The 22081-nt window shown below is 59.1% G+C and carries 23 protein-coding genes; 4 read left to right on the forward strand and 19 right to left on the reverse strand.

From position 1 onward, the window contains the following. Positions 1-181 precede the first annotated feature (181 nt). From MED193_RS14620 to MED193_RS14650, 7 genes are all read right to left on the reverse strand, one after another. Positions 182-1654 (reverse strand): aldehyde dehydrogenase family protein, encoded by a 1473-nt coding sequence (locus MED193_RS14620; RefSeq protein ID WP_009810516.1) that lies wholly within the window; start codon positions 1652-1654, stop codon positions 182-184. After that, a complete protein-coding gene (locus MED193_RS14625) occupies positions 1647-2117 on the reverse strand; it encodes a GNAT family N-acetyltransferase (protein WP_009810517.1) in 471 nt (156 codons plus the stop codon). The genes MED193_RS14620 and MED193_RS14625 overlap by 8 nt, the downstream gene beginning before the upstream one ends. Continuing rightward, on the reverse strand, positions 2117-3709 hold the full coding sequence (locus MED193_RS14630) for an ABC transporter ATP-binding protein (protein WP_009810518.1): 1593 nt from the start codon (positions 3707-3709) through the stop codon (positions 2117-2119). The genes MED193_RS14625 and MED193_RS14630 overlap by 1 nt, the downstream gene beginning before the upstream one ends. Next, the gene (locus tag MED193_RS14635) at positions 3709-4521 is read right to left on the reverse strand and encodes an ABC transporter permease (RefSeq protein ID WP_009810519.1); all 813 of its coding nucleotides are present in this window, start codon (positions 4519-4521) and stop codon (positions 3709-3711) included. Before MED193_RS14635 ends, MED193_RS14630 begins: the two co-directional genes overlap by 1 nt. Before the next feature lie 127 nt (positions 4522-4648). Beyond that, on the reverse strand, positions 4649-5596 hold the full coding sequence (locus tag MED193_RS14640; RefSeq protein ID WP_009810520.1) for an ABC transporter permease: 948 nt from the start codon (positions 5594-5596) through the stop codon (positions 4649-4651). A gap of 5 nt (positions 5597-5601) precedes the next feature. Then, positions 5602-6018 carry a cupin domain-containing protein gene (locus tag MED193_RS14645; RefSeq protein ID WP_009810521.1) on the reverse strand — a complete coding sequence of 139 codons (417 nt, stop codon included), beginning with the start codon at positions 6016-6018 and terminating at the stop codon, positions 5602-5604. Positions 6019-6089: 71 nt separating this feature from the next. Next, positions 6090-7568, reverse strand: coding sequence for an ABC transporter substrate-binding protein (locus tag MED193_RS14650; RefSeq protein WP_009810522.1), 1479 nt, complete (start codon positions 7566-7568; stop codon positions 6090-6092). 163 nt (positions 7569-7731) lie between these two features. Between MED193_RS14650 and panB the strand changes: the two genes are divergently transcribed. From panB to glpK, 3 genes are all read left to right on the forward strand, one after another. Beyond that, positions 7732-8565, forward strand: a complete 834-nt coding sequence (gene panB / locus MED193_RS14655) for a 3-methyl-2-oxobutanoate hydroxymethyltransferase (RefSeq protein WP_009810523.1) — start codon at positions 7732-7734, stop codon at positions 8563-8565. A gap of 7 nt (positions 8566-8572) precedes the next feature. Beyond that, positions 8573-9415 (forward strand): pantoate--beta-alanine ligase, encoded by an 843-nt coding sequence (gene panC, locus MED193_RS14660; protein WP_009810524.1) that lies wholly within the window; start codon positions 8573-8575, stop codon positions 9413-9415. A gap of 95 nt (positions 9416-9510) precedes the next feature. After that, positions 9511-10995 (forward strand): glycerol kinase GlpK, encoded by a 1485-nt coding sequence (gene glpK, locus MED193_RS14665; RefSeq protein ID WP_009810525.1) that lies wholly within the window; start codon positions 9511-9513, stop codon positions 10993-10995. Positions 10996-11253: 258 nt separating this feature from the next. On the opposite strand, the gene MED193_RS14670 is transcribed toward glpK, so the two are convergent. The 8 genes from MED193_RS14670 to MED193_RS14705 all read right to left on the reverse strand — a co-directional run bounded on the left by MED193_RS14670 (position 11254) and on the right by MED193_RS14705 (position 17385). After that, positions 11254-12513 (reverse strand): flavin-dependent oxidoreductase, encoded by a 1260-nt coding sequence (locus MED193_RS14670; RefSeq protein WP_009810526.1) that lies wholly within the window; start codon positions 12511-12513, stop codon positions 11254-11256. A gap of 115 nt (positions 12514-12628) precedes the next feature. Then, the gene (gene idi / locus MED193_RS14675) at positions 12629-13171 is read right to left on the reverse strand and encodes an isopentenyl-diphosphate Delta-isomerase (protein ID WP_009810527.1); all 543 of its coding nucleotides are present in this window, start codon (positions 13169-13171) and stop codon (positions 12629-12631) included. 185 nt (positions 13172-13356) lie between these two features. Then, the gene (locus MED193_RS14680) at positions 13357-13836 is read right to left on the reverse strand and encodes a cytochrome c family protein (RefSeq protein WP_009810528.1); all 480 of its coding nucleotides are present in this window, start codon (positions 13834-13836) and stop codon (positions 13357-13359) included. An 89-nt stretch (positions 13837-13925) separates the two neighbouring features. Continuing rightward, positions 13926-14957, reverse strand: coding sequence for a P1 family peptidase (locus tag MED193_RS14685; RefSeq protein ID WP_009810529.1), 1032 nt, complete (start codon positions 14955-14957; stop codon positions 13926-13928). 128 nt (positions 14958-15085) lie between these two features. Then, a complete protein-coding gene (locus MED193_RS14690; protein WP_009810530.1) occupies positions 15086-15439 on the reverse strand; it encodes a cupin domain-containing protein in 354 nt (117 codons plus the stop codon). After that, positions 15436-16182 (reverse strand): SDR family oxidoreductase, encoded by a 747-nt coding sequence (locus MED193_RS14695; protein ID WP_009810531.1) that lies wholly within the window; start codon positions 16180-16182, stop codon positions 15436-15438. The genes MED193_RS14690 and MED193_RS14695 overlap by 4 nt, the downstream gene beginning before the upstream one ends. 62 nt (positions 16183-16244) lie before the next feature. After that, positions 16245-16670 carry an alternative ribosome rescue aminoacyl-tRNA hydrolase ArfB gene (gene arfB / locus MED193_RS14700; RefSeq protein ID WP_039966229.1) on the reverse strand — a complete coding sequence of 142 codons (426 nt, stop codon included), beginning with the start codon at positions 16668-16670 and terminating at the stop codon, positions 16245-16247. Between the two features lie 91 nt (positions 16671-16761). After that, entirely contained in the window at positions 16762-17385 is a 624-nt protein-coding gene (locus MED193_RS14705; protein WP_009810533.1) for a queuosine precursor transporter, read from the reverse strand. A gap of 324 nt (positions 17386-17709) precedes the next feature. Here MED193_RS14705 and MED193_RS14710 point away from each other — a divergent pair, with 324 nt between their 5' ends. Next, positions 17710-18189: a hypothetical protein gene (locus tag MED193_RS14710; protein WP_009810534.1), complete on the forward strand. Its 480-nt coding sequence runs from the start codon at positions 17710-17712 to the stop codon at positions 18187-18189. 59 nt (positions 18190-18248) lie between these two features. On the opposite strand, the gene MED193_RS14715 is transcribed toward MED193_RS14710, so the two are convergent. From MED193_RS14715 to MED193_RS14730, 4 genes are read right to left on the reverse strand one after another with little or no spacing between them, the layout of a single operon-like run. Continuing rightward, positions 18249-19187 (reverse strand): esterase-like activity of phytase family protein, encoded by a 939-nt coding sequence (locus tag MED193_RS14715; RefSeq protein ID WP_009810535.1) that lies wholly within the window; start codon positions 19185-19187, stop codon positions 18249-18251. A gap of 11 nt (positions 19188-19198) precedes the next feature. Then, positions 19199-20035, reverse strand: a complete 837-nt coding sequence (mepA, locus tag MED193_RS14720; RefSeq protein WP_254655500.1) for a penicillin-insensitive murein endopeptidase — start codon at positions 20033-20035, stop codon at positions 19199-19201. 29 nt (positions 20036-20064) lie between these two features. Then, positions 20065-21429, reverse strand: coding sequence for an MFS transporter (locus tag MED193_RS14725; RefSeq protein WP_009810537.1), 1365 nt, complete (start codon positions 21427-21429; stop codon positions 20065-20067). Between the two features lie 57 nt (positions 21430-21486). Continuing rightward, the gene (locus MED193_RS14730) at positions 21487-22035 is read right to left on the reverse strand and encodes an acyl-CoA thioesterase (RefSeq protein ID WP_009810538.1); all 549 of its coding nucleotides are present in this window, start codon (positions 22033-22035) and stop codon (positions 21487-21489) included. Positions 22036-22081: the final 46 nt, after the last annotated feature.

Genomic DNA, 22081 nt, shown 5'->3' on the forward strand with positions numbered 1-22081 from the left:
CTTCCCGTAGTGCTTTGTGATCACCGCGCTTGCGCGCGGTGAGGCCTCCGGCGGGAATATTTAGAGAAGGTGATAGGGAGGGTGTATTCGCGCCTTCTGGCACCAAGTCCGCGCCGACGGGTTCGGGCTTAAGCTATTCATTTGGCTAGACGTATCCCGGGGGCAGAGCCCCTCATCCCTCTCAACCGTGATGCGCTGCGACAGTTTTGAGTTGCGAAAATCCATAAAGCGCCTCAAACCCTTTTTCGCGCCCATGGCCTGATTTCCCCACACCACCAAAGGGCAGTTCGACACCTCCACCGGCACCGTAGTTGTTCAAAAAGACCTGTCCTGCGCGTAGTTTCTTGGCCAAACGCATCTGTCGGGCCCCATCCCGGGTCCAGACGCTTGCGACCAGGCCAAACGCGGTTGAGTTGGCGATTTTCAACGCTTCCTCCTCAGTGTCGAAGGGGATAAGAACCTGAACCGGACCAAAGATTTCTTCCTGCGCCAGTATGTGATCAGCGGGCACATCTGCAAAGAGCGTTGGACGCACATAGGCACCCTGCGCTGGCGCGTGATCAACCAGCTTCCCCTGGGCTGCGATATCAAGGTCTGCACCTTTGGCAAGAAATCCTTCGACGAGCTCTTTTTGTCGATTGGAGATCAATGGCCCAAGCCGCAGATCCTCGGCAGCGGGGCCCACCGTGAGTGCAGCATAGGCCTCTGACATCCGGGACTTGACCTGCTGATAGACAGTTCGATGTACCAGAATACGCGAAGAGGCAGAGCAGGTTTGACCTGCGTTTTGAATGCCGGCATTGACCAGAAAGGGCAGAGCCGCATCCAGGTCAGCATCGTCAAAGACCAACTGCGGGGATTTGCCGCCCAGTTCCAGAGTGACGGGTACAACGTTCTTGCCTGCCGCTTGCTGTACCAGGGCTCCGGTGGCCACAGATCCCGTGAAGGAAATGTGATGCACGCCGGTGTGAGCGGTCAATGCTGCGCCCGCCTCGGCGCCGATGCCAGGCACCACATTCAGGGCACCGGCTGGCAATCCGGCCTCCTGCGCGATATGGGCAAAGGCCAGCGCTGTCAGGCAGGCTTCTTCGGCGGGTTTAAGCACACAGGCATTGCCCATGGCCAGCGCCGCCCCAACGGAGCGGCCAATGATCTGCATCGGGTAATTCCAAGGCACGATGTGGCCTGTGACACCATGCGGTTCTCGCAGGGTATAGACCGTATATCCATCCAGATAGGGGATGGTCTCACCATGCACCTTATCCGCTGCGCCGCCGTAGAATTCGCAGTAACGAGCCAGCGCTATTGCATCTGCCCGCGCCTGGGTCAGAGGTTTACCCACGTCACGGACTTCCAGTGCCGCCAGATCGTCGACCCGTTCCAGTACCAGCTGGCCAATACGGGTCAGAATACGGCCACGTTCCAGCGCGGTCATCCGGCCCCACCCCCCAGAGAGAGCCGCTTCGGCGGCCTGAACTGCGGCGTCAATATCTGCGCTCCCCCCGCGCGCGATCTGGCACAGGTCGCTGCCATCTGAAGGATCTACCAGCGGCAGGGTTTGGCCGCTCTGTGCAGGCAGCCAGTTACCGCCAATCAGGCACAGGCTGGGATCGAACCAAATTGGCGTCGCATTATCTGTTTTGGGATTAGGCATTTTCGGGTCCTGCAATGTCGAAGGTATAGCTTTTGGTCTGATGTTCGGTAAACGGCGCCCCGGTTTGCAGGGCGCTTAGGCCTGGCACCAGGCTGAGGCACGTGCCCCAAAAGGCGGCGGCCTGCGGTGACTGTTGAGAGATGCCCATGCGCCAGCGCCCTGGAAACTCTTGTAGGATCAGGCTGGCCGCCTCTCGTCCGTAGCCCTGGCGCCGATATTGCGGCACGATCAGAAACTCTGACAGCTCACGACGATCATCGGGCAGATTCAAAACCAGGGCAAAGCCAATACGCGCCCGGGCCTGATGTATCCAAAAGGCTGTCACGTCTTTGCGGTTCAACATCTGCTCGGCGCGTTTGGCCGGATCGATTGGAGCGCCTGGGGCGACTTCGTGGAAATAGGGGGCGAGCACCGAGGCAAAGATCGTCTGCTGACGCGGCAGAATCAAGGAAAGCGAGACCATCACGCGACCCCCTGATCAAGCTCTGGCAGCTGCGGCGCCGCTGCGATCAGCGCGCGGGTATAGGGGTGTTTGGGGGTGGCAAAAATCTCTTCGGTGGCAGCTGCCTCAACGATCTCGCCTTTTTGCATCACCAGACAGCGGTCGGTGATGGTGCGCACGACGCTCAGGTCGTGGCTGATGAAGAGATAGCTGAGGCCATAGGCCTCACAGAGGTCTGCCAGCAGGTCCAGTATCTGCGCCCGTACCGAAACATCCAGCGCTGAGACTGCCTCGTCAAACAAGATCAGTTCGGGGCGGGTTATGAGCGCGCGGGCAATGGCGATGCGCTGGCGCTGGCCTCCGGAAAACTGATGCACATATTTTTGGGCATCTTCTGGCTGCAGCCCAACCGCGCGCAGGGTCTCGGCAATGAGGTCGCTGCGAGCAGAGCCTGTGGGGGGGGCGATCAAGGTGTAAAAGGGTTCGGTGATCAATCGGTCAACCCGGTGACGCGGATTAAAACTGCCAAAGGGGTCTTGAAACACTACCTGCATTCGGCGGCGAATTTCCGGGTTCTGGGTGGTGGTGATCGCCATTCCATCTAGGCAGATTTCACCACTCTGAAGTGGCTCTAGCCCCAGAATCGCCCGCGTTAGGGTCGATTTTCCACATCCCGACTCCCCCACCAGTCCCAGGCGCTCCCCCCGATAGAGAGTAAAGGAGACATCCTTGACGGCGCGAAAATGCTCGGGTTTTGCAAACAGGTTCTTGCGGGGCAGGGGATAGTCCCGCACAGCGCCCTTGACCTCTAGAAGCGGGCTAGGCGCTGGGGGCTCTGGCAGGGTCACCTGATGGTTGGAAGCGGCAAACAACATCTTGGTGTAGGGATGCTGCATATTGTGCAATAGCGTCTGCGTTGCGCCTGTTTCCACGACTTCTCCGTGGCGCATGACGACAATGCGATCAGCGAGATCGGCGACGACTGCCAGATCGTGGGTGATGATCATCAGCCCCATGTCAAATTCACGCACCAGGTCACGCAGCAGTTCCAGAATTTGTGCCTGAGTGGTGACATCCAGCGCCGTGGTGGGTTCATCGGCGATCAAGAGCTTGGGGCGCAGAGCGATGGCCATGGCAATCACGACCCTTTGCCGTTGCCCGCCAGACAGCTCATGCGGGAAGCGGCCAAGGGGGAAGCGATCAGCAGACAAGCCGACACGGTCCAGCAATTCGCGGGCGCGGGCGCGGGCCTGATCCGGCGGCAATGCCTTGTGAATTAGGATGGTCTCCATCACCTGATCGCCGATGGTTTTGACCGGGTTGAGCGCTGTCATCGGTTCTTGAAACACCATGCCAATGGCCTGCCCGCGCAAGTCGCACATCTGGGCCTCGCTTTGTGCCAAAAGATCGGTTCCAGAGAGGCTGATCCCACCTGATGTCGTCGCTGTTTCAGGTAGCAATCCCATGGCAGAAAATGCGGTCATTGATTTGCCAGAGCCGCTTTCGCCGGTGATGGCGACAATCTCGCCTGCCTCTACCGACAGAGAGACCTCTTTGAGGATCTCGTGGGTGCCGATCCGCAGCGACAGATTGGTTATATCAAGCAGGGTCATCAGCGCGCCAGCCTCAATTTTGGGTCCAACCAGTCGCGGAGACCGTCGCCCATTAGGTTCAGCCCCAGCACAGTGATCACGATTGCGGAACCGGGAATAAGGGCAAGATGCGGCGCAAAGCTGACCATGGTTTGGGCATCTGCCAGCATCCGACCCCAGCTGGGAGTGGGGGGCTGTGCACCCAGACCCACGTAGGACAGCCCTGCCTCGGCCAGGATCCCCAGCGAGAACTGGATGGTGCCCTGCACGATCAGCAGGTTGGCGATATTGGGCAGGATGTGCTCGCCGGAAATACGTGCGGCACCTTTGCCTGCAACCCGCGCCGCGAGGATGAACTCTCGCTCCCAGAGCGACAGCGCCGCGCCCCGGGTAATGCGGGCAAAGACGGGAATGTTGAAGATGCCGATGGCGGCAATGGCGTTTATGGCGCCAGCGCCAAAGATGGCAGTGATCAGAATGGCGATTACCAGGGATGGAAAGGCAAAGACCAGATCATTGCCGCGCATAATGATCTCGTCCAGCCAGCTGCCCTTGTTGGCGGCGGCGGCCAGCCCCAACGGCACGCCTAGCCCCATGCCGATACCCACGGCCACCAGGGCCACGGCGATAGAGGTCCGCGCTCCGACCATGATCATCGAAAAAATATCGCGGCCAAAGTGATCGGTGCCCAGCCAATGGGTGCCATTGGGCTGCTGTAGTTTGGCCGGGATATCCATCGCCGTGTGATCAAAAGGCGTCCAGATGAAGGAGACAAGCGCCGCCAGAACCACCAATGAGGACAGCCCTGTGCCGAGGATGAGGTTGCGGGTCATGGATGTGCCTTTGCTGATTGGACGCTAGGACTGCGCCTGACCCTGGGTGGGTGCAAAGCGCCCTCCCGTGGGGAGGGTCGGGCGCAGTCCGGCTTGGCCGGACCAATGGCGTATCGATTGACCAGTCTCATGTGCGGCTCCTCAGCCGGGGGTCGACCAGCGCATAGGCCAGATCGACCAGAAAGTTCACAGTGATCACCGCAAAGACCAGTATCATCACCACCGATTCCACCACGATCAGATCACGCGAGGAAATCGCCTGAAACACCAACCGCCCCAGTCCGGGTAGGAAAAACACCTGTTCGATGATGATGGCCCCGGCCAGCAAAAAGGAAAACTGCAGGCCGATGATGGTGAGCACCGGAATCATCGCATTGCGCAGCCCGTGGCGCCACAATGCTTGCCGACGGGTGAGCCCCTTGGCACGGGCGGTGCGCATGAAATCCTCGCCCAGAATATCCAGCAGGGCGGAGCGCATGACACGGGCCAGGATGGCCGCCTGTGGCAGGGCCAGGGCGATGGCGGGCAGAGTCAGCGAATGCAGGGCTGTGCCAAGCCCGTCATCCCATCCGGCAAAGCCACCCGCGCCAAACCAGCGTAGGTTGATGGCAAAGACCAGCACCAGGATCATAGCAAACCAGAAATTGGGCACCGCAACGCCCAGCTGGGTTGCGCCCATTACGGCCATATCGCCTGCCTTGCCGCGCCGCGCCGCCGCGTAGATACCGGCTGGAAAGGCGATCAGCGTTGATAGCGCCAGCGCATAGAGCGCCAGCGGCAGCGAGACCCACATGCGGTCGGCAATCATGCCCGCGACAGGGGTGCGATAGGTATAGGACATACCAAAATCCCCCTGCAGCATGCCGCCAACCCAGGCGAGGTAGCGCTGCAACTTGCCCTGATCCAGCCCCAGCTCGGCGCGCAGGGCGGCCACGGTATCGGGCTCGGCATTGATGCCAAGCATAAAAGAGGCGGGATCTCCGGGCGCGATTTCAATCACGAAGAAGATGACAAGCGAGGCAACGGCGAGGCTGATTATCAGCGAAAACCCACGTTTCAGAGCATAGCGTAGCATCTGTTTCAGGCGCTATCGTCTGTGCTAGGCAGATAGTCGGCGTCGGAGACATGTTCCAGCCACGCGGCGGCCGACCCATCCTGCTCTTCCTGCAGGGCAAGGTGCACCATGGCGGTTTCGGGCGCGGCACCATGCCAGTGTTCCACCCCTGGCGGGATCCAGATGGTATCGCCAGGGCGCATCTCGCGGGGGGCTTCATTGCGCAGTCCAACCAGTCCCAGCCCGCTGATGATGTTCAGGGTCTGACCCAGGGGATGGGTATGCCAGGCGGTGCGCGCACCAGGGGCAAAGCTGACGCGCAGTGCATTGATACGGGCGGGTGCAGGGGCTGTGATGATCGGATCCATCCAAACCTCGCCGGTGAACCACTGGGCCGGGGCTTTGCGGCTGGGGCGACTGCCGGCCGGATAGAGATCAATCATCGAATGTGTCCTGAAAAGAGGTGACTCTGCCGGGCGCAAAGCTCTGTCGCGCCCGGCGAGGTGTTGATGGTTTACTCAGCCCAGCTGACGGCGGTCAGGTCGGTGGCCTGGGTTGGCGCATTGGCCCAAAGCCCCTGCAGATCGGCCTTGGCGACGCCGAGCGAGGCCAGCTGGAACAGGTAGCCGTTCACATAGTCCTTGGCGATGGTCTCCTGGGCTTCCTGTAGCAGCGCCATGCGCTTGTCGGGATCGGTGGTGCCATTCAGGGTGGTCATCAGATCCTGGAAGCCAGAGTTGTCATACTGGAAATAGTAGTCGGGGCGCGCATAGATGCCGATGTCCATGGGCTCGGTATGGCTGACGATTGTCAGGCCAAAATCCTTGCCGCGGAACACGGTTTCAAGCCACTGAGCCCATTCCACATTGATGATCTCAGCCTTGATGCCGACCTGGGCCAGCTGCGCTGCGATGATCTCGCCACCGCGACGCGCGTAAGAGGGCGGCGGCAGGTGCAAAGTGGTTTCAAAGCCGTCCGCCAGGCCTGCCTCCGCCAGCAGCGCCTTGGCGCGTTCGGGGTCATAGGCCGAGCCGCCAGTCAGATCCTTATAGGCGGGGTTATGCGGCGCAAAGTGGGTGCCAATCGGGGTGCCATAGCCAAACATGGCACCATCAATGATGGCCTGACGGTCGATGGCATGGGCCAGGGCCTCGCGCACGCGCACATCATCAAAGGGCGCCTGTTTGTTGTTGGTCGACAGGATGGTTTCCCCCTCGGTCGAGCCGACCAGCACCTGAAAGCGCGGATCGGCCTCAAACTGTGGCAGGTTTTCCGGCGCCGGGAAGCCGGAAAAGGCATCCACATCTTCGGCCATCACCGCAGCAAAGGCGGCGGTCGGGTCGGAGATGAATTTAAACGTCGCGCTGTTCAGCACCGCGGGTGTGCCCCAATAATCTGCGTTCTTTTCCAGGGTGATGCGGTCGCCCTGCACCCAGTTTGCGAATTTGAACGCGCCGGTGCCCACGGGGGAGGTCTTGATGTCATCAATGCTTTCGGGTGCCACGATGACAGCATCCCCCCAGGCCAGGTTGAACAGCATATTGCCGTTTGGTTTGCTGAGGGTAAGCTTGACTGTCGCGGGATCAATGACCTCGACGCTGGCGATATCAGCGTAGAGGGCTTTTTGTGCGTTGGTGCTGTCCTCAGCGCGGGCGCGGTCCAACGAGAATTTCACGTCATCGGCATCCATGGTGGTACCATCATGAAAGGTGACGCCGCTGTTCAGATGGAAGGTATAGGTTAGCCCATCTTCGGAGATTTCCCAGCTTTTGGCCAGGCCGGGGACAACCGATCCATCGCCCATAAACCGGGTCAGACCCTCAAAGACGTTAGAGTAAAGCACCTGATCAATGGCACCGGCTGCGGCACTGGTAGGATCAAGATGGGGGGGCTCCAGTTGAAGACCGATGGTAACGGAATCCTTGGCAAAAGCGGCACCGGCCATCAAAGCCAGGGTCGAACTGGCGGCAAAGATGATTGATCTGAATGTCATTTCTCAATTCCCTTGTTGCGTTTGATCCCCTGTTGCCGGGGCCTTAGCGCCAAGGTTTCCCGTTTTCCGCTGGGTAATCAAGGGCTGCGAGACATTTCGCCCTCTGGAAGTGCGCCGCGTTAGTTGTTAGCCGTGCGCAACCCGTACAAACCTAGGGAAAACCATGAGCGCGACCTCAAAGACCACGGCCATTACTGCGAGCGATATCCTTGCGCAGAAGGGCAAAACGCCAATTGTCAGCCTGACGGCCTATACCACGCCAATGGCGCAGATGATGGATGAACATTGTGACTTTGTTTTGGTCGGTGACAGTGTTGGCATGGTGTTGCACGGGCTTTCTTCGACGTTGGGAGTTACCATGGAGATGATGATTCTCCACGGTGCGGCGGTTGCGCGGGGGCTGAACCGGGCCATGTTGGTGATTGATATGCCCTTTGGCTCTTACGAAGAGAGCCCAGAACAGGCCTTTGGCAACGCGGCTCGCCTGATGCGGGAAGCCAATGCGGCGGCAGTCAAGCTGGAGGGCGGCGTCGAGATGGCGCCGACGATCCGTTTTCTCGTGGAGCGTGGTATTCCGGTGATGGCCCATGTTGGGCTGACACCGCAGTCGATCAACACTTTGGGCGGTTACAAGGTGCAGGGCCGTGATGACGCTGGTGCAACTGTGCTCGCAGGGGCCCAGGCAGTGGCAGAGGCCGGGGCCTTTGCGGTGGTGCTGGAGAAAGTGCCACAAAAATTGGCGGATGAGATCACGGCTGAAGTGCCAATCCCTACCATTGGCATTGGCGCCTCAGCAGGCTGTGATGGCCAGGTCCTGGTGGTGGATGACATGCTGGGCCTGTTTACTGCCTTCAAACCAAAATTCGTGAAACGCTACGGCGCGCTGGGCGTTGATGCCAAAGCCGCCATCGCTGCCTATGCAGCCGAGGTCCGCGCGCGGGAGTTTCCTGCTGCTGAACATATATTCGCTGACCAGATAACACCTGCAAAAGGGTAAATCCAACATGACTGCCCCGATTATTCGCCAACTCGCGGAGCTGCGAGCCAAGCATAGTGACTGGATTCGCGCTGGAGAACGTGTCGCTGTGGTGCCCACAATGGGGGCGCTGCATGCCGGTCACTTGTCCCTGGTTGACGCCGCCAAGGCAGCCTGTGACCGGGTGATTGTGACGATTTTTGTCAATCCCAAGCAGTTCAACAACCCGGAAGATCTGGCCAATTATCCCCGGACTGAACATGAGGATGCTATCAAACTGGCGCCCTATGATGTGGATGTGATCTATGTGCCGGACCCGGAACAGATCTATCCCGATGGCTTTGCCAGCACTGTCTCTGTGACCGGGGTGGCAGATCAGATGGAGGGGGCAAGCCGCCCGGGCCACTTTGACGGGGTCGCCACAGTTGTGGCCAAGCTGTTTCTGCAAACCGGGGCGCACCAGGCGTTCTTTGGTGAAAAGGACTATCAGCAGCTTCTGGTGGTCCGGCGCATGGCGCGCGATCTGGATATCCCGATTGAGGTGGTGGGCTGTCCAACTGTGCGCGAAGCTTCGGGTTTGGCGATGTCCTCACGCAATATGCGGTTGTCGGCTGAGGGGGTCAGCAAGGCCGGGGCACTGTACCCAATCTTGACTTCTCTGGCTGGAGAGTTGTCCGCGGGCGGTGCCTTTGCGGATCTAAAACAGCAATCGGAGGTTGCGATCCTGGCGGCAGGATTTGACGAGCTGGAATATCTGTCGCTCTGCTCTGCCGAGGATTTAAGTGCCACGGAGCTGGCCCGGGAGCCAGCACGTTTGTTTGTTGCAGCCTGGATCGAAGGTGTCCGACTGATTGACAATATCGCTGTGTGATCCGGTTTTTAAACTAATACTTTAGTCAGGACTGGCAGCGGTAACATCTAGCGGCTAAAGTCCCGCTCTGAGGAGATTCATCACAGGGGCGGGACATGACATATATTCTGGCAATCGACCAGGGCACCACGTCGACACGTGCGGTGTTGTTTGACGCAGATATGCAGGCCGTTGGCACGGCACAGCGGGAGTTTCCCCAGTATTTCCCCAAGGCGGGCTGGGTTGAGCACGACTTGGAAGAGATCTGGGAGAGCGTTGTAGAGACCTGCCGCAAAGTGCTGGCAGAACGGGGCCTTACAGCCGCTGATCTTGCAGGGATCGGCATTACCAATCAGCGCGAAACCACCGCTGTTTGGGAAAAAGACAGTGGTAAGCCGATCCACAAAGCGATCGTTTGGCAGGATCGTCGGACCGTTGAAATATGCGAGGCTCTGCGTGCTGAGGGGCATGAGGAGATGATCCGCTACAAGACAGGGCTGCTGCTGGATCCCTATTTCTCAGGCACCAAGGTCAGCTGGATCCTGGATCAGCAACCGGGGGCTCGCGCGCGGGCTGCACAGGGGGAGCTTCTGTTTGGTACCATCGACAGTTTTCTGATCTGGCGGCTGACCGGGGGGGCTTCGCATGTGACGGATGCAACCAATGCCTCGCGCACCATGCTTTATGATATTCGTGCAGGCGCTTGGAGCGAAGAGATTTGCCGGGTGCTCAAGGTGCCGATGGAGATGTTGCCTCAAGTCAAGGATTGCGCGGCGGAGTTTGGCACGACCCAGCCTGAAATCCTCGGCGCTGCGGTGCCCATTCTCGGCGTTGCCGGCGATCAACAGGCGGCGACTATCGGGCAGGCCTGTTTTGAACCGGGAATGATGAAATCCACCTATGGAACTGGCTGTTTTGCCCTGTTGAACACCGGCGACACACCGGTTGTCTCAAACAATCGTCTGCTGACCACTGTGGCCTATCAGCTGAAGGGCCAGCCCACCTATGCATTGGAGGGGTCGATCTTTATCGCCGGTGCAGCGGTGCAGTGGTTGCGGGATGGATTGGGTATTCTGGAGGATGCGGCCCAGTCGGGCGCTTTGGCGCGCGCAGCAGACCCCGAACAGGATGTACTTTTGGTACCTGCGTTTACGGGTCTGGGTGCGCCCTATTGGCAGCCCGAATGCCGTGGCGCCGTCTTTGGCCTGACGCGGGGCTCCGGCCCGGCGGAAATGGCCCGCGCGGCTCTGCAAAGCGTCGCCTATCAGACGCGGGATCTTTGGGAGGCGATGCGGGCGGATTGGCCCGAGGAAACTCATGTCACCCTGCGGGTTGATGGCGGCATGAGCGCCAGCGACTGGACGATGCAGAGCTTGTCTGATCTGCTTGGTGCCGCAGTGGATCGTCCGAAGATGCAGGAGACGACAGTATTGGGGGCTGGCTGGCTGGCTGGCATGCAGGCCGGGATCTATCCTGACCAAGCCGGGTTTGCAGCGACCTGGGCGCTGGATCACAAGTTTACGCCGCAGATGGCGCCAGAGCAGCGCAATATGGCCTATGCGCGTTGGCAGCGCGCAGTTCAGGCAGTCATAGGTATTTGACATCGTCATCGCAGTTCAGGATCGGCGCTGCGACGCCAAGGTCATCAAGGGCAAAGCGGGAGCTCCCGCGCCCGCGGGGCATCGGCTGGCGCCGTGTGACCCTGGCGGCCTTGGGCCCGGCGCCGCGCTTGCGCGCGGCGCAGTTTCGCGCAAATTAACCGGAGTGGGTACAGGACCACCGTCGTGCGCCAGCACGGCGCCAGGCCCAACGGGAAGAGGGCCCAAAAGGGCCTGATGACGGGCGGGAGCCCCCCACCTTTAACCGGTTAGTCTGGCACCGGCTTTGATTGTTTCTGGGCGGGCATTCAGATCTTCTATGGAAAACCCTGAGATGGATTTATAGCGCGCGGCATGAGCGGCGAGGTCGCCACTGGGGATCACATCATCGATGCTGGTAAACTCACCGCCGCAGAGATCTTCGACCTGTTGCAACACCGCATCTGGCCCTTTGCCTGCGCGGTTGGTCTGACCAATGCCAGTGGCTAGGGGGCGGACCTCGGTTTCATAGGCTGCAAGTGCTTTTGGGGTGACACCGTGGGACAGCATGCTCGCGCCAATGACCCGTGCATCGAGAATCGCCTGGCTGGCTCCGTTTGAGCCAACAGGGTAGGTTGGGTGGGCTGCATCTCCCATCAGTGTCACAGCGCCAAAACCCCACTGCGGCAAAGGATCACGATCAACCATGGGGTATTCGTAAACCACCTCAGCGCCATGGATTAGGCCAGGTACATCAATCCAGTCGAATTTCCAGTCCTCGAAGTCGCCGATGAAATCGTTGATGTCGGCGGCGCGGTTCCAATCCTCTTTCTTCCAGGGACTGGTGGGATCAAAGCTCTTCTCGGCAATCCAGTTGAGGGTCGCCAGCCCCTCGGCATCAGGACGGGAGATTGGGTAAGCGACCATGCGCAGGCTGTCATGACCGATCATCGCCATGGAAGCCCCTCCCTTCCAGGGCGCGCCTTTGGTGGTCGCACGCCACAGGATGCGACCATTCCAGATCGGGGCACCCTCATCCGGGTACATCTGCTGGCGCAGGGCGGAGTGGATGCCATCTGCTGCCAGAACCAATGTGCCGCTCTTGCGAGACCCATCTGCCAAAATCAGGTCTGCCCCGCTTGCTGTTTGATCAAAACCAACAGCGCGCGCATCAGTGGTGATACAATCAGCGCCCGCCCGTGCCACCAGCGCATGATATAGCATCATCTGCAAAGCACCGCGATGGACCGAGTATTGCGGCCAGGCGTATCCGGCCTCCAAGCCACGCGGCTCTTCCCAGATGGTCTTTCCGAATTTGGAATAGAAACCCAGCTGCCGGGTACGGATGCCGATCCGTTCCAATTCGGCCTCTAGTCCGAGGTCAAACAGCTCCCGTACGGCATTGGGCTGCAGATTGATGCCCACGCCCATCGGGCGCAATTGCGCAGCGGATTCGTAGATATGAAAGGGAACACCGATCTGGTGCAATGTCAGACCCAGGCTGAGCCCGGCGATACCGCCGCCTGCAATAAGAACTGACATGATACGTGTGCCTCCCATTATTTGGGGGCACAAAACCATATGGACCGTCCTAAGGGCAAGGAGAAACGGGCCAGATCGTGGCCTTGTTGCCAAGGGCAAAATGCCACTGCTGAGATCAGGTTTTGGAGGCGATAATCAGGTCAGGACCAAAGATGATATCGGCATATTTGTGAAGATAGATCTTGAGCCAGGGCGTAAACCGTTCGGGGTGGCGTTGCACCTCAGCCAAAAGGTCATGGTAGTCCATCCAGCGGGTTTCCATCACCTCATCCGGGTTGGCGACGGGGGTGAGTGGACGATGGGCATGAGCAAGAAAGACATCGACGACCTCATGTTCCACCATGCCGTGACCCACATCGGCCCTGTATTCCAGCTGATGGCGAAACTCAGGATATAGACCTTTGAGGCCCAGTTCCTCTTCCATGCGGCGCACGGCACAGGCAGAGGAGGCCTCTTCCCACATGGGATGGGTGCAGCAGGTATTGGCCCAAAGGCCGGGCGTGTGATATTTTCCTAAAGCCCGACGTTGCATCAAGATCTTGACGCCTTTGACCACAAACACCGAGACAGCCTTGTGCTTTAGCCCCTGTTCGTGTGCCAGGAGCTTCTCCACCGGTGTCAGTTCGCCGTTCACCCAGGCCGGGATCATATGGGGCATTTCGGATCCATAATCGTCTTGCCGTCGTCGCGCAGCCAGCAATGGCTAACGCGGGTCGCCTAGCAAAGCAACTACGCGAAAGGCCGCGCCCCTGAGGTCACGGCCTTTGATGCTCAAGTTTCAGGCAGTCCGATATGCCTGCCCGTTTCGCTCCCTAGGGCAAAGAGCCGGACTGCAAGGGCCGTTTACTCGGAAGCGGGCTGTTCGCTGGTCTCAGTTGCTTCAGCAGCATCGTCCTCTGCAGGCTCTTCCGCAACTGGGCTGAACTGAGCCAGGAAAGCATAGATGTCTTCAGCCCCTTTTTTCAGCTTGAAGGACATTTTGGACTTGGCTTTGCTGTTGTCCAAATGGCTCCGCAGGAAGCCGCGCGGGTCCTGAGTATAGGCGGTAAAACTCTCAAGATCCCAAACCAAGCCACCTTCGCCGGCGGCAACCAGATCCTTGCCATATCTGAAGCCTTCATAGGTGCCAGCTGTACGGCCGACAACACCCCAGAGGTTGGGACCGGTTTTGCCGCCTTTGACGATCTTTTCACCGGTGTCGGTGACGATGGTGTGGCAGGATTTGCATTTGTTAAAGAGTTTTTGGCCTTTTGCGGCATCGCCCTCGGCAAAGGCGGGGGCAGCCAGAAGGCTAAGAAGGGCTGCAGTCAGGACGGGTTTCATATGCTTGCTCCAGTTTTGAGTTGGCTGATGGAATACGGCGCTTGTTGGCCGACAGTGTCAACGGGCGAAACTGCCGCATGGGAGGGGGGTTAGGTTTGGATTGCGCTCCAACATGGCAGCAGATCCTTCTCTGCTGGCCGGGCACTATATACAGCGCGCGCAATAGCGCGGCTGAGGCACAGGGCGGCGGCATGGCCAATTTGGCCCAGTTCAGCTTCGGGGGAGGCCAGAACCCGCGTACCAGTGCTGGCGGCAAACACCAAATCGCCGTCTCCTGGCGCATGAGCCGGAACGGTGGCGCGGCCAATACCGTCATGGGCGGCAGTGGCCATGCGCTGGCATTCGGCCTTGGTCAGGGCGGCATCGGTGGCCACAATGGCAATGGTGGTATTGCCGCGCTCAGTGGGCAGATCTTCACCCGCTGCGAGAGCGCGCATGGCCTGCATTTTGCGGCTATCGAGGTTGCGCCCCAAGCCCACTGCGCTGTCTGGTCCCGCACCGCCAAATTCGCCATCGACCTCAAAAGGTGCAGCCCAGAAATGGCGATCCCCAGGTGTGGTGACACTGCCCATGGGATTGGCGGCCACCAGTGCCCCCACAGTGACGCCGTTTTCCAGCACGAAGGAGGCAGAGCCCAAGCCCCCCTTAAGCATCGCTGTCAGCGCTCCGGTTCCAGCACCGTGGCTGCCAAGGGCAAAATCATCAGAAGCCGCTTCAAACGCAGCGCGGCCGAGGGCGCGATAGGGATTATCGACCCAATCCTTGTTGCCACCATTCAACAGATCAAACAGGATCGCACCAGGCACCAGCGGAATGATTGCTGGTCCCAAGGCAAAGCCGCGTCCCTGGGCGCGCAGCCCATCTACCACGCCGGAACAGGCATCCAGCCCAAAGGCGGAGCCTCCAGATAGGACCAGCGCGTCGATCTTTGCGACGGATTTATCCGGCGCCAGCAGATCCGTCTCGCGCGTTCCCGGCGCGCCGCCCATCACATGCACTGAAGCGGTTAGAGGCTTGGCAGCCAACAAGACTGTCGTGCCGGATTTCAAGTCGGCATCACTGGCATTGCCGACCATCAGGCCGGGCACATCGGTGATGAGGTTCTTGGCACCTGGAGTCATGTGGAGTGTCCTGTTTCAAAACGTGCGGCGGGGCAAATGCGCCCCTTCCTTTTAGAGTCGTTTCCAGTGGGGTCTTTGATCCGGCGCAAACAGGTTGCGCCGGAAGCACAGAGCACAGAGGGAGAGCGTCAAATTCGATTTTTTGCCGCCGCCGTAGCAGGGTCGCCGGAATTGGGCTCTCCTTTTGGTTCAATGAGCAAGACCTTACATTCATGCTCGGCGCGGGGGCGATGGGTGACACCTTTGGGCACGACAAACAGCTCACCAGTGCGCACGGGATGTGCGGCCCCTCCTTCGATATCCATGACCATTTCGCCTTCAAGCACCAGAAAGAAATCATCGGTGTTCTCGTGCAGGTGAAACGGGAAGGCGCCCTGGAATTTGACCACCATTATCTCGTTGTCGTTGTAGTCAGCCACTACCTTTGGGTCCCAATGGCTGTCAAAGAGCGCCAGTTTCTCGGCTAGATTTACCGTCTTCATATGCAGCGGCCCCCGTCCACTTCCATGGCAACCCCGGTGACCATGCTGGCCTCGTCTGAGCACAGATAGCAGGCGGCATTGCCCATGTCTTCTGGCGTCGAAAAGCGCCCGATCGGGATGGTTGAGATGAACTTGGCGCGCACCTCTGGTGTGTCTTCTCCCATAAAGGACTTCAGCAGCGGGGTCTCGCCGGCCACCGGGTTGATGGCATTGACGCGAATGCCCTTGGGGGCCAGCTCGACCGCCATGGCCTTGGTTGCGGTGATCATCCAGCCCTTGGAGGCATTGTACCAGTTCAGATTAGGGCGCGGCGAAACCCCGGCGGTGGAGGCCACGTTGAGAATGGCGCCGCTGCCATTTGCCTTCATATGCGGCACCAAAGCGCGGGCTGTCAGATAGACCGACTTCATATTGACGTTGAAGACGCGGTCAAAATCTTCCTCGCTCACTTCGTCCAACGGGGTGGGCAGATGGGTGACGCCAGCATTGTTGATCAATATGTCGACCTGACCAAACGCTTCTATCGCGGCCTCCGCCATGGCGCTGACTGAGGCGGCATGGCCAACGTCGACCTGCTGGGCATGCGCGGCGTCACCGCGCTCAGCCGCCAGGGCAGCGGCACCGTCGCCATTGATGTCGGCGATCATCACCCGGGCTCCTTCGGCTAGAAATTTATCAACGATGCCAAGCCCAAAACCAGAGGCTCCACCTGTTACAATTGCGCATTTTCCTGCAAGCCGCATAATGTTCTCCCTCAAAAGTCATTTACAGCAAACATGGCCAAGCCCGTGGCGAGGTGCAATCGCTAGGAGCCTTCTGGCGTGATTTTTCCTCGCGTCGATTTGAGGCTGCTGCGTTGCTTTTTGCTCTCCAGTCGCCGTTTGACGGACCCGCGCGTTGGTTTGGTCGCTATACGACGCTTTGGCGCTACCAAGGCCTTGCGAATGAGCTCGGCTAAGCGTTCGCGCACCAGCTCGCGGTTGCGCAGCTGCGAGCGGGTTTCGTCGCATTGCATCAGAATCGCGCCCTCTTTGGTCCAGCGCCGACCAGCCAGCCGTTTGAGCCGCGCTTTCACTGCGGGGGTGAGCGCGGGGCTGCGGGCAGCCTCAAACCGCAGCTCGACGGCTGTGGCCACCTTGTTCACGTTCTGCCCACCGGGACCCGAAGCGCGCATGAAGCTTTCCGAGAGTTCCCAATCCTGGAGTGCGATATCGTTGTTGATATGGAGCATGGGCCGCATGTAGCGCGGCTGGCGCAAATGGAAAAGGCCGCAGTCCGCTGGACCACGGCCTTTTGCCGGAACTGTTGTATTGACGTAGGTGTTAGGCAGGTTTGGCTGTCAGGCGGGTGACGATCATGCGGAAAGGCACCAGCGCCAGCAGCGCCAGCGAGAGTTTCACCAGCCAGTCGGCCACTGCCAGCGACACCCAGAGTGGCGCCATGGGGCCTGCGCCCAAGAGTGGCAGCATTTCGGTGGCCCAGGAGACGTCATTGCCGGGTTCGACCCAGGTCAGCGCACCAGAAAAGGCGATGGTAAAGAAGATGGCCGTATCCACTGAGGAACCAACCAGAGTTGAGGCCAGCGGCGCGCGCCACCATTTGCCCTCACGTAGGGCGGCAAAGATCGACACGTCAAGCAGCTGCGCGGTAAGGAAGGCGAGACCAGAGCCAAGCGCGATGCGCAGGGTCACAAGCGGGCCAAATTCACCCATGATCTGAGTGCCAATGAGTGAGCAGATGACGCCCACCACAAAGCCCACAAAAACCACGCGGCGGGCAGGTCCGGCGCCGTAAACGCGGTTCATCACATCGGTGATGAGAAAGGCGATTGGGTAGGTAAAGGCGCCCCAGGTCAGCCATTGGCCAAACAAGAATTGCACCAGGATATTGGAGGCCACCACAACGGCAGCCATGGCAAGAATGCCAGGTAGATGAGAACGATTCATTTTTCAGTTCCGTTTTTTATACAAGGTCGCGGCGACTTGTTCCGCATCTTGTGCGGAAGACGCGCTCATCTAGCTGTGTTGGAGACACTTGGCAAGTGTTTTGAAGCATCGAAGAACCTAGCGGAGCTGCGAAAGCGGCGGCTCCCGCCTGGACCACCACCTTCAAAGAATCTGCCGCTCCCGTTGGGCCGGGCAGCGCTCTATGATTGCAGACGAGAAAGTCTTGCTTATCATTGCAAGGTGGGCTCAACGGGAGAGGGTTGCGGTTGCAAAGGTTGCTTGTGCAAGTTGGCGCTCTTGGAGAAGGTGAAGTGAAGGAAAATTATGATTTTGAAGAATGTGGGCCAGGTCTTCCTGTGGTGTTTACTTGGATCATTTGCGGTTGAGTGTCTTGAACAGTTTTTGGTTGACCCTATCTCGTTGGAACACGGAAAAAGACTACTAAACAAGGTGAGAACTGACCGGGAAACCGAAGAATTTTATTATGGAGTTTATGGATTATCAAGCGTGGCAAACGTTTGCAGGGATGTTGTTCTTTCTTGGTTGGCAATTGGGTTGATTGGCAATAGGTCACTGCTCTGGTCTGCGGTAATGGCCTTTCCGATCGCTTTTGTAGGAGTTTCGATTCCGAAGCTCATGTTTGACAATTCCGGCGAAGGGTATGCCTTTGCAGGCTTCTTTCTCGCCTCTTTTGCTTTGACGTTCCTTTGCGCATTGGCGTTTCGAGTATTCAGCGACAAAACGATTGTGCAGGAGATCGCTCGGAGATTCAAAATCTTTCAGGCCACTCTCAGGGGATACTAAGGTGGGCTTTCCGACTGGGCTTCCAGTGTGGCTGTAAGAGAAGTATCCTGAGGTCCTGACTAGTCTGGCAGGGTGTATTCCACCAGTTCGGTACGTTGCAGAGCTTTGAAGTTATCATCAGATACCATGGTGGCGCGCAGGGTTCCCTTGGGATCGCGCCAGACCGAAAGACCTTCGAGATTGTCATGCACCCCGGTGCTGCTCTCCAGCAGGGTGACCTCATTCACCGCGCCCTGATCGGTGATGTCCCAACGCCGCAACCGGCTGCGAAAGCCGATAAAGACAAAACTGCGTTCCAGCAGATAGAAGCGTCCGTCAGGGCCAAAATCGGCGCCCACCGGCAAAAATCCACCCCGCCGGGGCAGAGCAAAGGGCTGGCTCCACCGCGCGCCATTCCAGCGCCAGACCGGGATTTCTCCGGCGGCGTTCAGCGCGTTTTCTGGCAGGGTGTACAACCGCCCCTGGGGGTCAATCGCCAGGGCCTCAAGCGATTTGTTCAAGGGCAAGCCGCGAAAATCATTGGGGCGGGGCAGCACACGGGCGCGGCTGGCCTCGGTTTGGTGGTGGACCACGCGCGCCAGGCCTTCAAAGGAGATAAACAGCGAGCCATCGGGCGCCAGGGCCAGGCCTTCGCTGTCCATGATCCGCCCCAATAGCTGCTGTCCTTTGGAGGAACGCAAATGCTGGGCACTGCGTAGGGAGATCCCTGAAATCTCACCGTCCTGCCGATGGATATAGGCCCGGGCCACATGGGCACGGTCGCTTAGGACAACCATTTGCGACCCATCCGCTGAGAGCTCGATTCCGGAGAAACCGCCGAACCATTTGGGATTGGCCCGCCAGGTGTAGCTGCCCGCCGGTTGCGCCTGTTCCAGTGCCGCTCGTGCACGCGCAAAGGGGTCGGCCTGTCGGTTGGCTGCCAGAGCTGCCGCTGCAATCAGGCCGCTGAGCAGCACGAGGCCACCGGTCAACCAACTGGCCAATTTCCAAGGCGTCATTCTGGGTCAGCTCAGTTTGATTGCAAGACGCCAGAGCACTGCCTGGGCAGATCTGACAGGGTGTACTCCCGGCGCGGCTTCGGCGCTGGCGCATTTGGATCAACGGGTTGCGGTGGGGGCGGGTTCAGGATGTCATCGACCCATTTCTGGGCCGCATCACAGCCGTCACCACGAGGGGGGCGATCCTGATTGACGCAGCCCTGCGATCCCTTGGGGCAGGCAAGGCGCACATGGAAATGGTAGTGATGCCCCCACCAGGGGCGGATCTTGCGCAGCCAGCGTCGATCCCCCTTTGCGTCTTTGCACATTTGTACCTTGGCACCGGGAAACACAAAGATTCGCGCCACACGTTTGTCCTGGGCGGCTGCCTTGATGATCTCGTGATGGGCGCGGGTCCAGTCTGAATTCACATAGGCGCCGTTGTTGCGCCGCATCGAGATGGAGGAGATCTTTTCGCGCTGGGCCCGACTGTAGGTCAGCTTGTCAGCCGGGCGCATCCAGATATCAATATCCAGCCCCACCTGATGGCTGCGGTGCCCTGACAGCATTGGGCCACCACGAGGCTGGCTGATGTCGCCAATATAAAGCCCGTTCCAACCAGGCTGGCGGGCAGCAAATTGGCTGAGCTTTTCGATAAAGTCGATGGTTTCGGGATGGCCCCAATTGCGGTTCCGGCTGAGCCGCATGGCCTGCCAGGTGGCCCCGGTTTCCGGCAGCTGCACCGCGCCGGCGACGCAGCCCTTGGCATAGGAGCCATAGGGAGCAGGCGCCTGCTGTGATCCTGTATCCTTGGCACCAAAAAGCTGCTTGGCCGGGGTGGCGGCGCTGGCGCCACCAAGCGCTACAATGGCTAAACAAAAACTCGCTACAAGCAGTCTCAAACCTGATCTCCTTCTGCCTTGACCCGGTACAAGACGATCAATCCGAGGATAAACAGAAAGATCACCGGGCTAATGCCCAATCGTGCGCTACCTGTCCAGGTTGTGGCAACCCAAATTAGCCCAGGCGCCAAAAAGGCGGTGGCGCGCCCGGACAAACCATAGAGCCCAAAGCTCTCGGTTGCCTTTGCAGGGTTGGTATGACGCACCATCAGGCTGCGGCTGGCGGCCTGCAAGATTCCGCCGAAACCACCGATCAGCACACCGCAGCCAAAGAAAACCACATCTGGCAGCTTGGAGCCCTCGGCCAATTCAAAACCAAACAGCGTTTCGCGGGACATATTGACGACGATGATGCAGACCAGAGTGAGCACCAAAATCGCAGCGATGATAACTGGTTTGGGGCCATAACGTTTGTCAGCCATGCCGCCGACCCAGCTAAAGGCCGCAGCGGCAATAGCCGAGATGATTCCGAAGATACCGATAAGGGTGATTTGCCAGCCCAAGACCAGCGCGGCATAGACACCGCCAAAGCTATACAGCCCGTTCAATGCATCCCGGTACAACATGGACGAACCAAGGTAGTGGGCCAGGCTGGAGCGATGCCGCAGGGCCTTAACCGAAGAGACCACCAAGGAGACGCTTTGGCTTAAAGTACCACGCTTGCCTGTGCGGGGACCATCTTTGACCCAGAGATAATAGGGGATCATAAAAATGATGAACCACAGGGCGGTTATCGGTCCCACCGCGCGGGTGCCTTCGCGGGTTTCCGCATCCAGCCCCAATATGGGATCTAACCCGATAAGGGTTTTGCCACTGCCTTGTTCAACAAAGAAGAGCAGCATGATGAACAGCGCCAAGACCCCGCCCAGATAGCCAAAGGCAAAGCCGGACCCAGAGATGGCACCAACGTCATCCTTTTCTCCGAGGCTAGGCAGCTGCGAATTGGCAAAAATGAGGGCGAATTCCGCCCCAATGAAACCAAACCCAAAGGTCACCAGCATCCACCAAAGGTTGCTGCCGGCGGGATCCGAATACCAGATCCCCCAGGCCCCAAGCACATACATCAGCGAAAAGCCCAACAACCAGGGCCGCTTACGCCCAGAAATATCGGCCAGGGCACCGATGAAGGGCGCGCCAAAGCCGATCAGCAATCCAATGATGGTCATCCCCGTTGACCACATGGTCTGAGCTTGGGCCTTGGCGGCTTCGGGCTCCAGCCCCTCTCCCAAGTAATAATTTGCCGCCACGGCGGCAAAGAAGGGGCCAAAGACAAAGGTGACCAAGAGCGTGTGATAGGGCTGGCTGGCCCAGTCAAAGAACCACCAGCCCCAAATGCGCTTGCGCGTTGAAATATTGCTCATGTGTTCCTGCCTGTCCCCACCTATTTGTTACCAGCGATAAGACAGGCACTTAGGCCCCTAGGCAAGGGGATCTTGCATGGGCGGCCATGGGCGTTGCGCGTCCGCCGCGCGCCAGGCGTCAATCCAATCGGGCATTTCAAAGGTGGGCAGATCAGGATGGCCCATCGCCTTGAGCACGCGGGAAGGGGACACAATACCGTTTTTGTCGGTGAGGGCGGTGCGCAGCATCACATGGCTGGCGCATTCCCCGTCCTTTTTCCACATGCTTTGTTCCAGGTAGATGAACTTATCATCCCAGGCCACGGCCCGGCTGCGCATCTCGAAGCGTTCAAAACCGCGAATGCGCTGGCGAAACCGCACAGAGGAGCCAGCAACCGTCATGCCCCAGCGGTTCTGGCGCAGGGTGCCGATCAAGCCAACCCGCTGCGCCAGCATGGTGCGCCCCAGATCATAGAGCGTCATGGCGCGACCATTGTTCAGTTCCAGCCAGAAATCCAGATCCCAGGGCCAGCAGATATGGCTGGAGACATGGGTCTCGGTGAGGTTCAGGGGCGCCATTCGGCGGGCCTTCAGCAGGTCTTTGATAAGGCGGACAATGGGAAACATCGGCATTTCTTTCTTTGCGCATTGTGCCCCTCATGCCACCGATTAA

Origin of the sequence: Roseobacter sp. MED193, assembly GCF_000152965.1 — a bacterium.
Taxonomy (GTDB): Bacteria; Pseudomonadota; Alphaproteobacteria; order Rhodobacterales; family Rhodobacteraceae; genus Pseudophaeobacter.

Excerpts from the sequence above, each read along its gene's own strand:
- MED193_RS14620 (WP_009810516.1), bottom strand. The coding sequence starts at position 1,654 with ATGCCTAATCCCAAAACAGATAATGCGACGCCAATTTGGTTCGATCCC.
- MED193_RS14625 (WP_009810517.1), bottom strand. The coding sequence starts at position 2,117 with ATGGTCTCGCTTTCCTTGATTCTGCCGCGTCAGCAGACGATCTTTGCC.
- MED193_RS14630 (WP_009810518.1), bottom strand. The coding sequence starts at position 3,709 with ATGACCCTGCTTGATATAACCAATCTGTCGCTGCGGATCGGCACCCAC.
- MED193_RS14635 (WP_009810519.1), bottom strand. The coding sequence starts at position 4,521 with ATGACCCGCAACCTCATCCTCGGCACAGGGCTGTCCTCATTGGTGGTT.
- MED193_RS14640 (WP_009810520.1), bottom strand. The coding sequence starts at position 5,596 with ATGCTACGCTATGCTCTGAAACGTGGGTTTTCGCTGATAATCAGCCTC.
- MED193_RS14645 (WP_009810521.1), bottom strand. The coding sequence starts at position 6,018 with ATGATTGATCTCTATCCGGCCGGCAGTCGCCCCAGCCGCAAAGCCCCG.
- MED193_RS14650 (WP_009810522.1), bottom strand. The coding sequence starts at position 7,568 with ATGACATTCAGATCAATCATCTTTGCCGCCAGTTCGACCCTGGCTTTG.
- panB (WP_009810523.1), top strand. The coding sequence starts at position 7,732 with ATGAGCGCGACCTCAAAGACCACGGCCATTACTGCGAGCGATATCCTT.
- panC (WP_009810524.1), top strand. The coding sequence starts at position 8,573 with ATGACTGCCCCGATTATTCGCCAACTCGCGGAGCTGCGAGCCAAGCAT.
- glpK (WP_009810525.1), top strand. The coding sequence starts at position 9,511 with ATGACATATATTCTGGCAATCGACCAGGGCACCACGTCGACACGTGCG.
- MED193_RS14670 (WP_009810526.1), bottom strand. The coding sequence starts at position 12,513 with ATGTCAGTTCTTATTGCAGGCGGCGGTATCGCCGGGCTCAGCCTGGGT.
- idi (WP_009810527.1), bottom strand. The coding sequence starts at position 13,171 with ATGCCCCATATGATCCCGGCCTGGGTGAACGGCGAACTGACACCGGTG.
- MED193_RS14680 (WP_009810528.1), bottom strand. The coding sequence starts at position 13,836 with ATGAAACCCGTCCTGACTGCAGCCCTTCTTAGCCTTCTGGCTGCCCCC.
- MED193_RS14685 (WP_009810529.1), bottom strand. The coding sequence starts at position 14,957 with ATGACTCCAGGTGCCAAGAACCTCATCACCGATGTGCCCGGCCTGATG.
- MED193_RS14690 (WP_009810530.1), bottom strand. The coding sequence starts at position 15,439 with ATGAAGACGGTAAATCTAGCCGAGAAACTGGCGCTCTTTGACAGCCAT.
- MED193_RS14695 (WP_009810531.1), bottom strand. The coding sequence starts at position 16,182 with ATGCGGCTTGCAGGAAAATGCGCAATTGTAACAGGTGGAGCCTCTGGT.
- arfB (WP_039966229.1), bottom strand. The coding sequence starts at position 16,670 with ATGCTCCATATCAACAACGATATCGCACTCCAGGATTGGGAACTCTCG.
- MED193_RS14705 (WP_009810533.1), bottom strand. The coding sequence starts at position 17,385 with ATGAATCGTTCTCATCTACCTGGCATTCTTGCCATGGCTGCCGTTGTG.
- MED193_RS14710 (WP_009810534.1), top strand. The coding sequence starts at position 17,710 with ATGATTTTGAAGAATGTGGGCCAGGTCTTCCTGTGGTGTTTACTTGGA.
- MED193_RS14715 (WP_009810535.1), bottom strand. The coding sequence starts at position 19,187 with ATGACGCCTTGGAAATTGGCCAGTTGGTTGACCGGTGGCCTCGTGCTG.
- MED193_RS14725 (WP_009810537.1), bottom strand. The coding sequence starts at position 21,429 with ATGAGCAATATTTCAACGCGCAAGCGCATTTGGGGCTGGTGGTTCTTT.
- MED193_RS14730 (WP_009810538.1), bottom strand. The coding sequence starts at position 22,035 with ATGTTTCCCATTGTCCGCCTTATCAAAGACCTGCTGAAGGCCCGCCGA.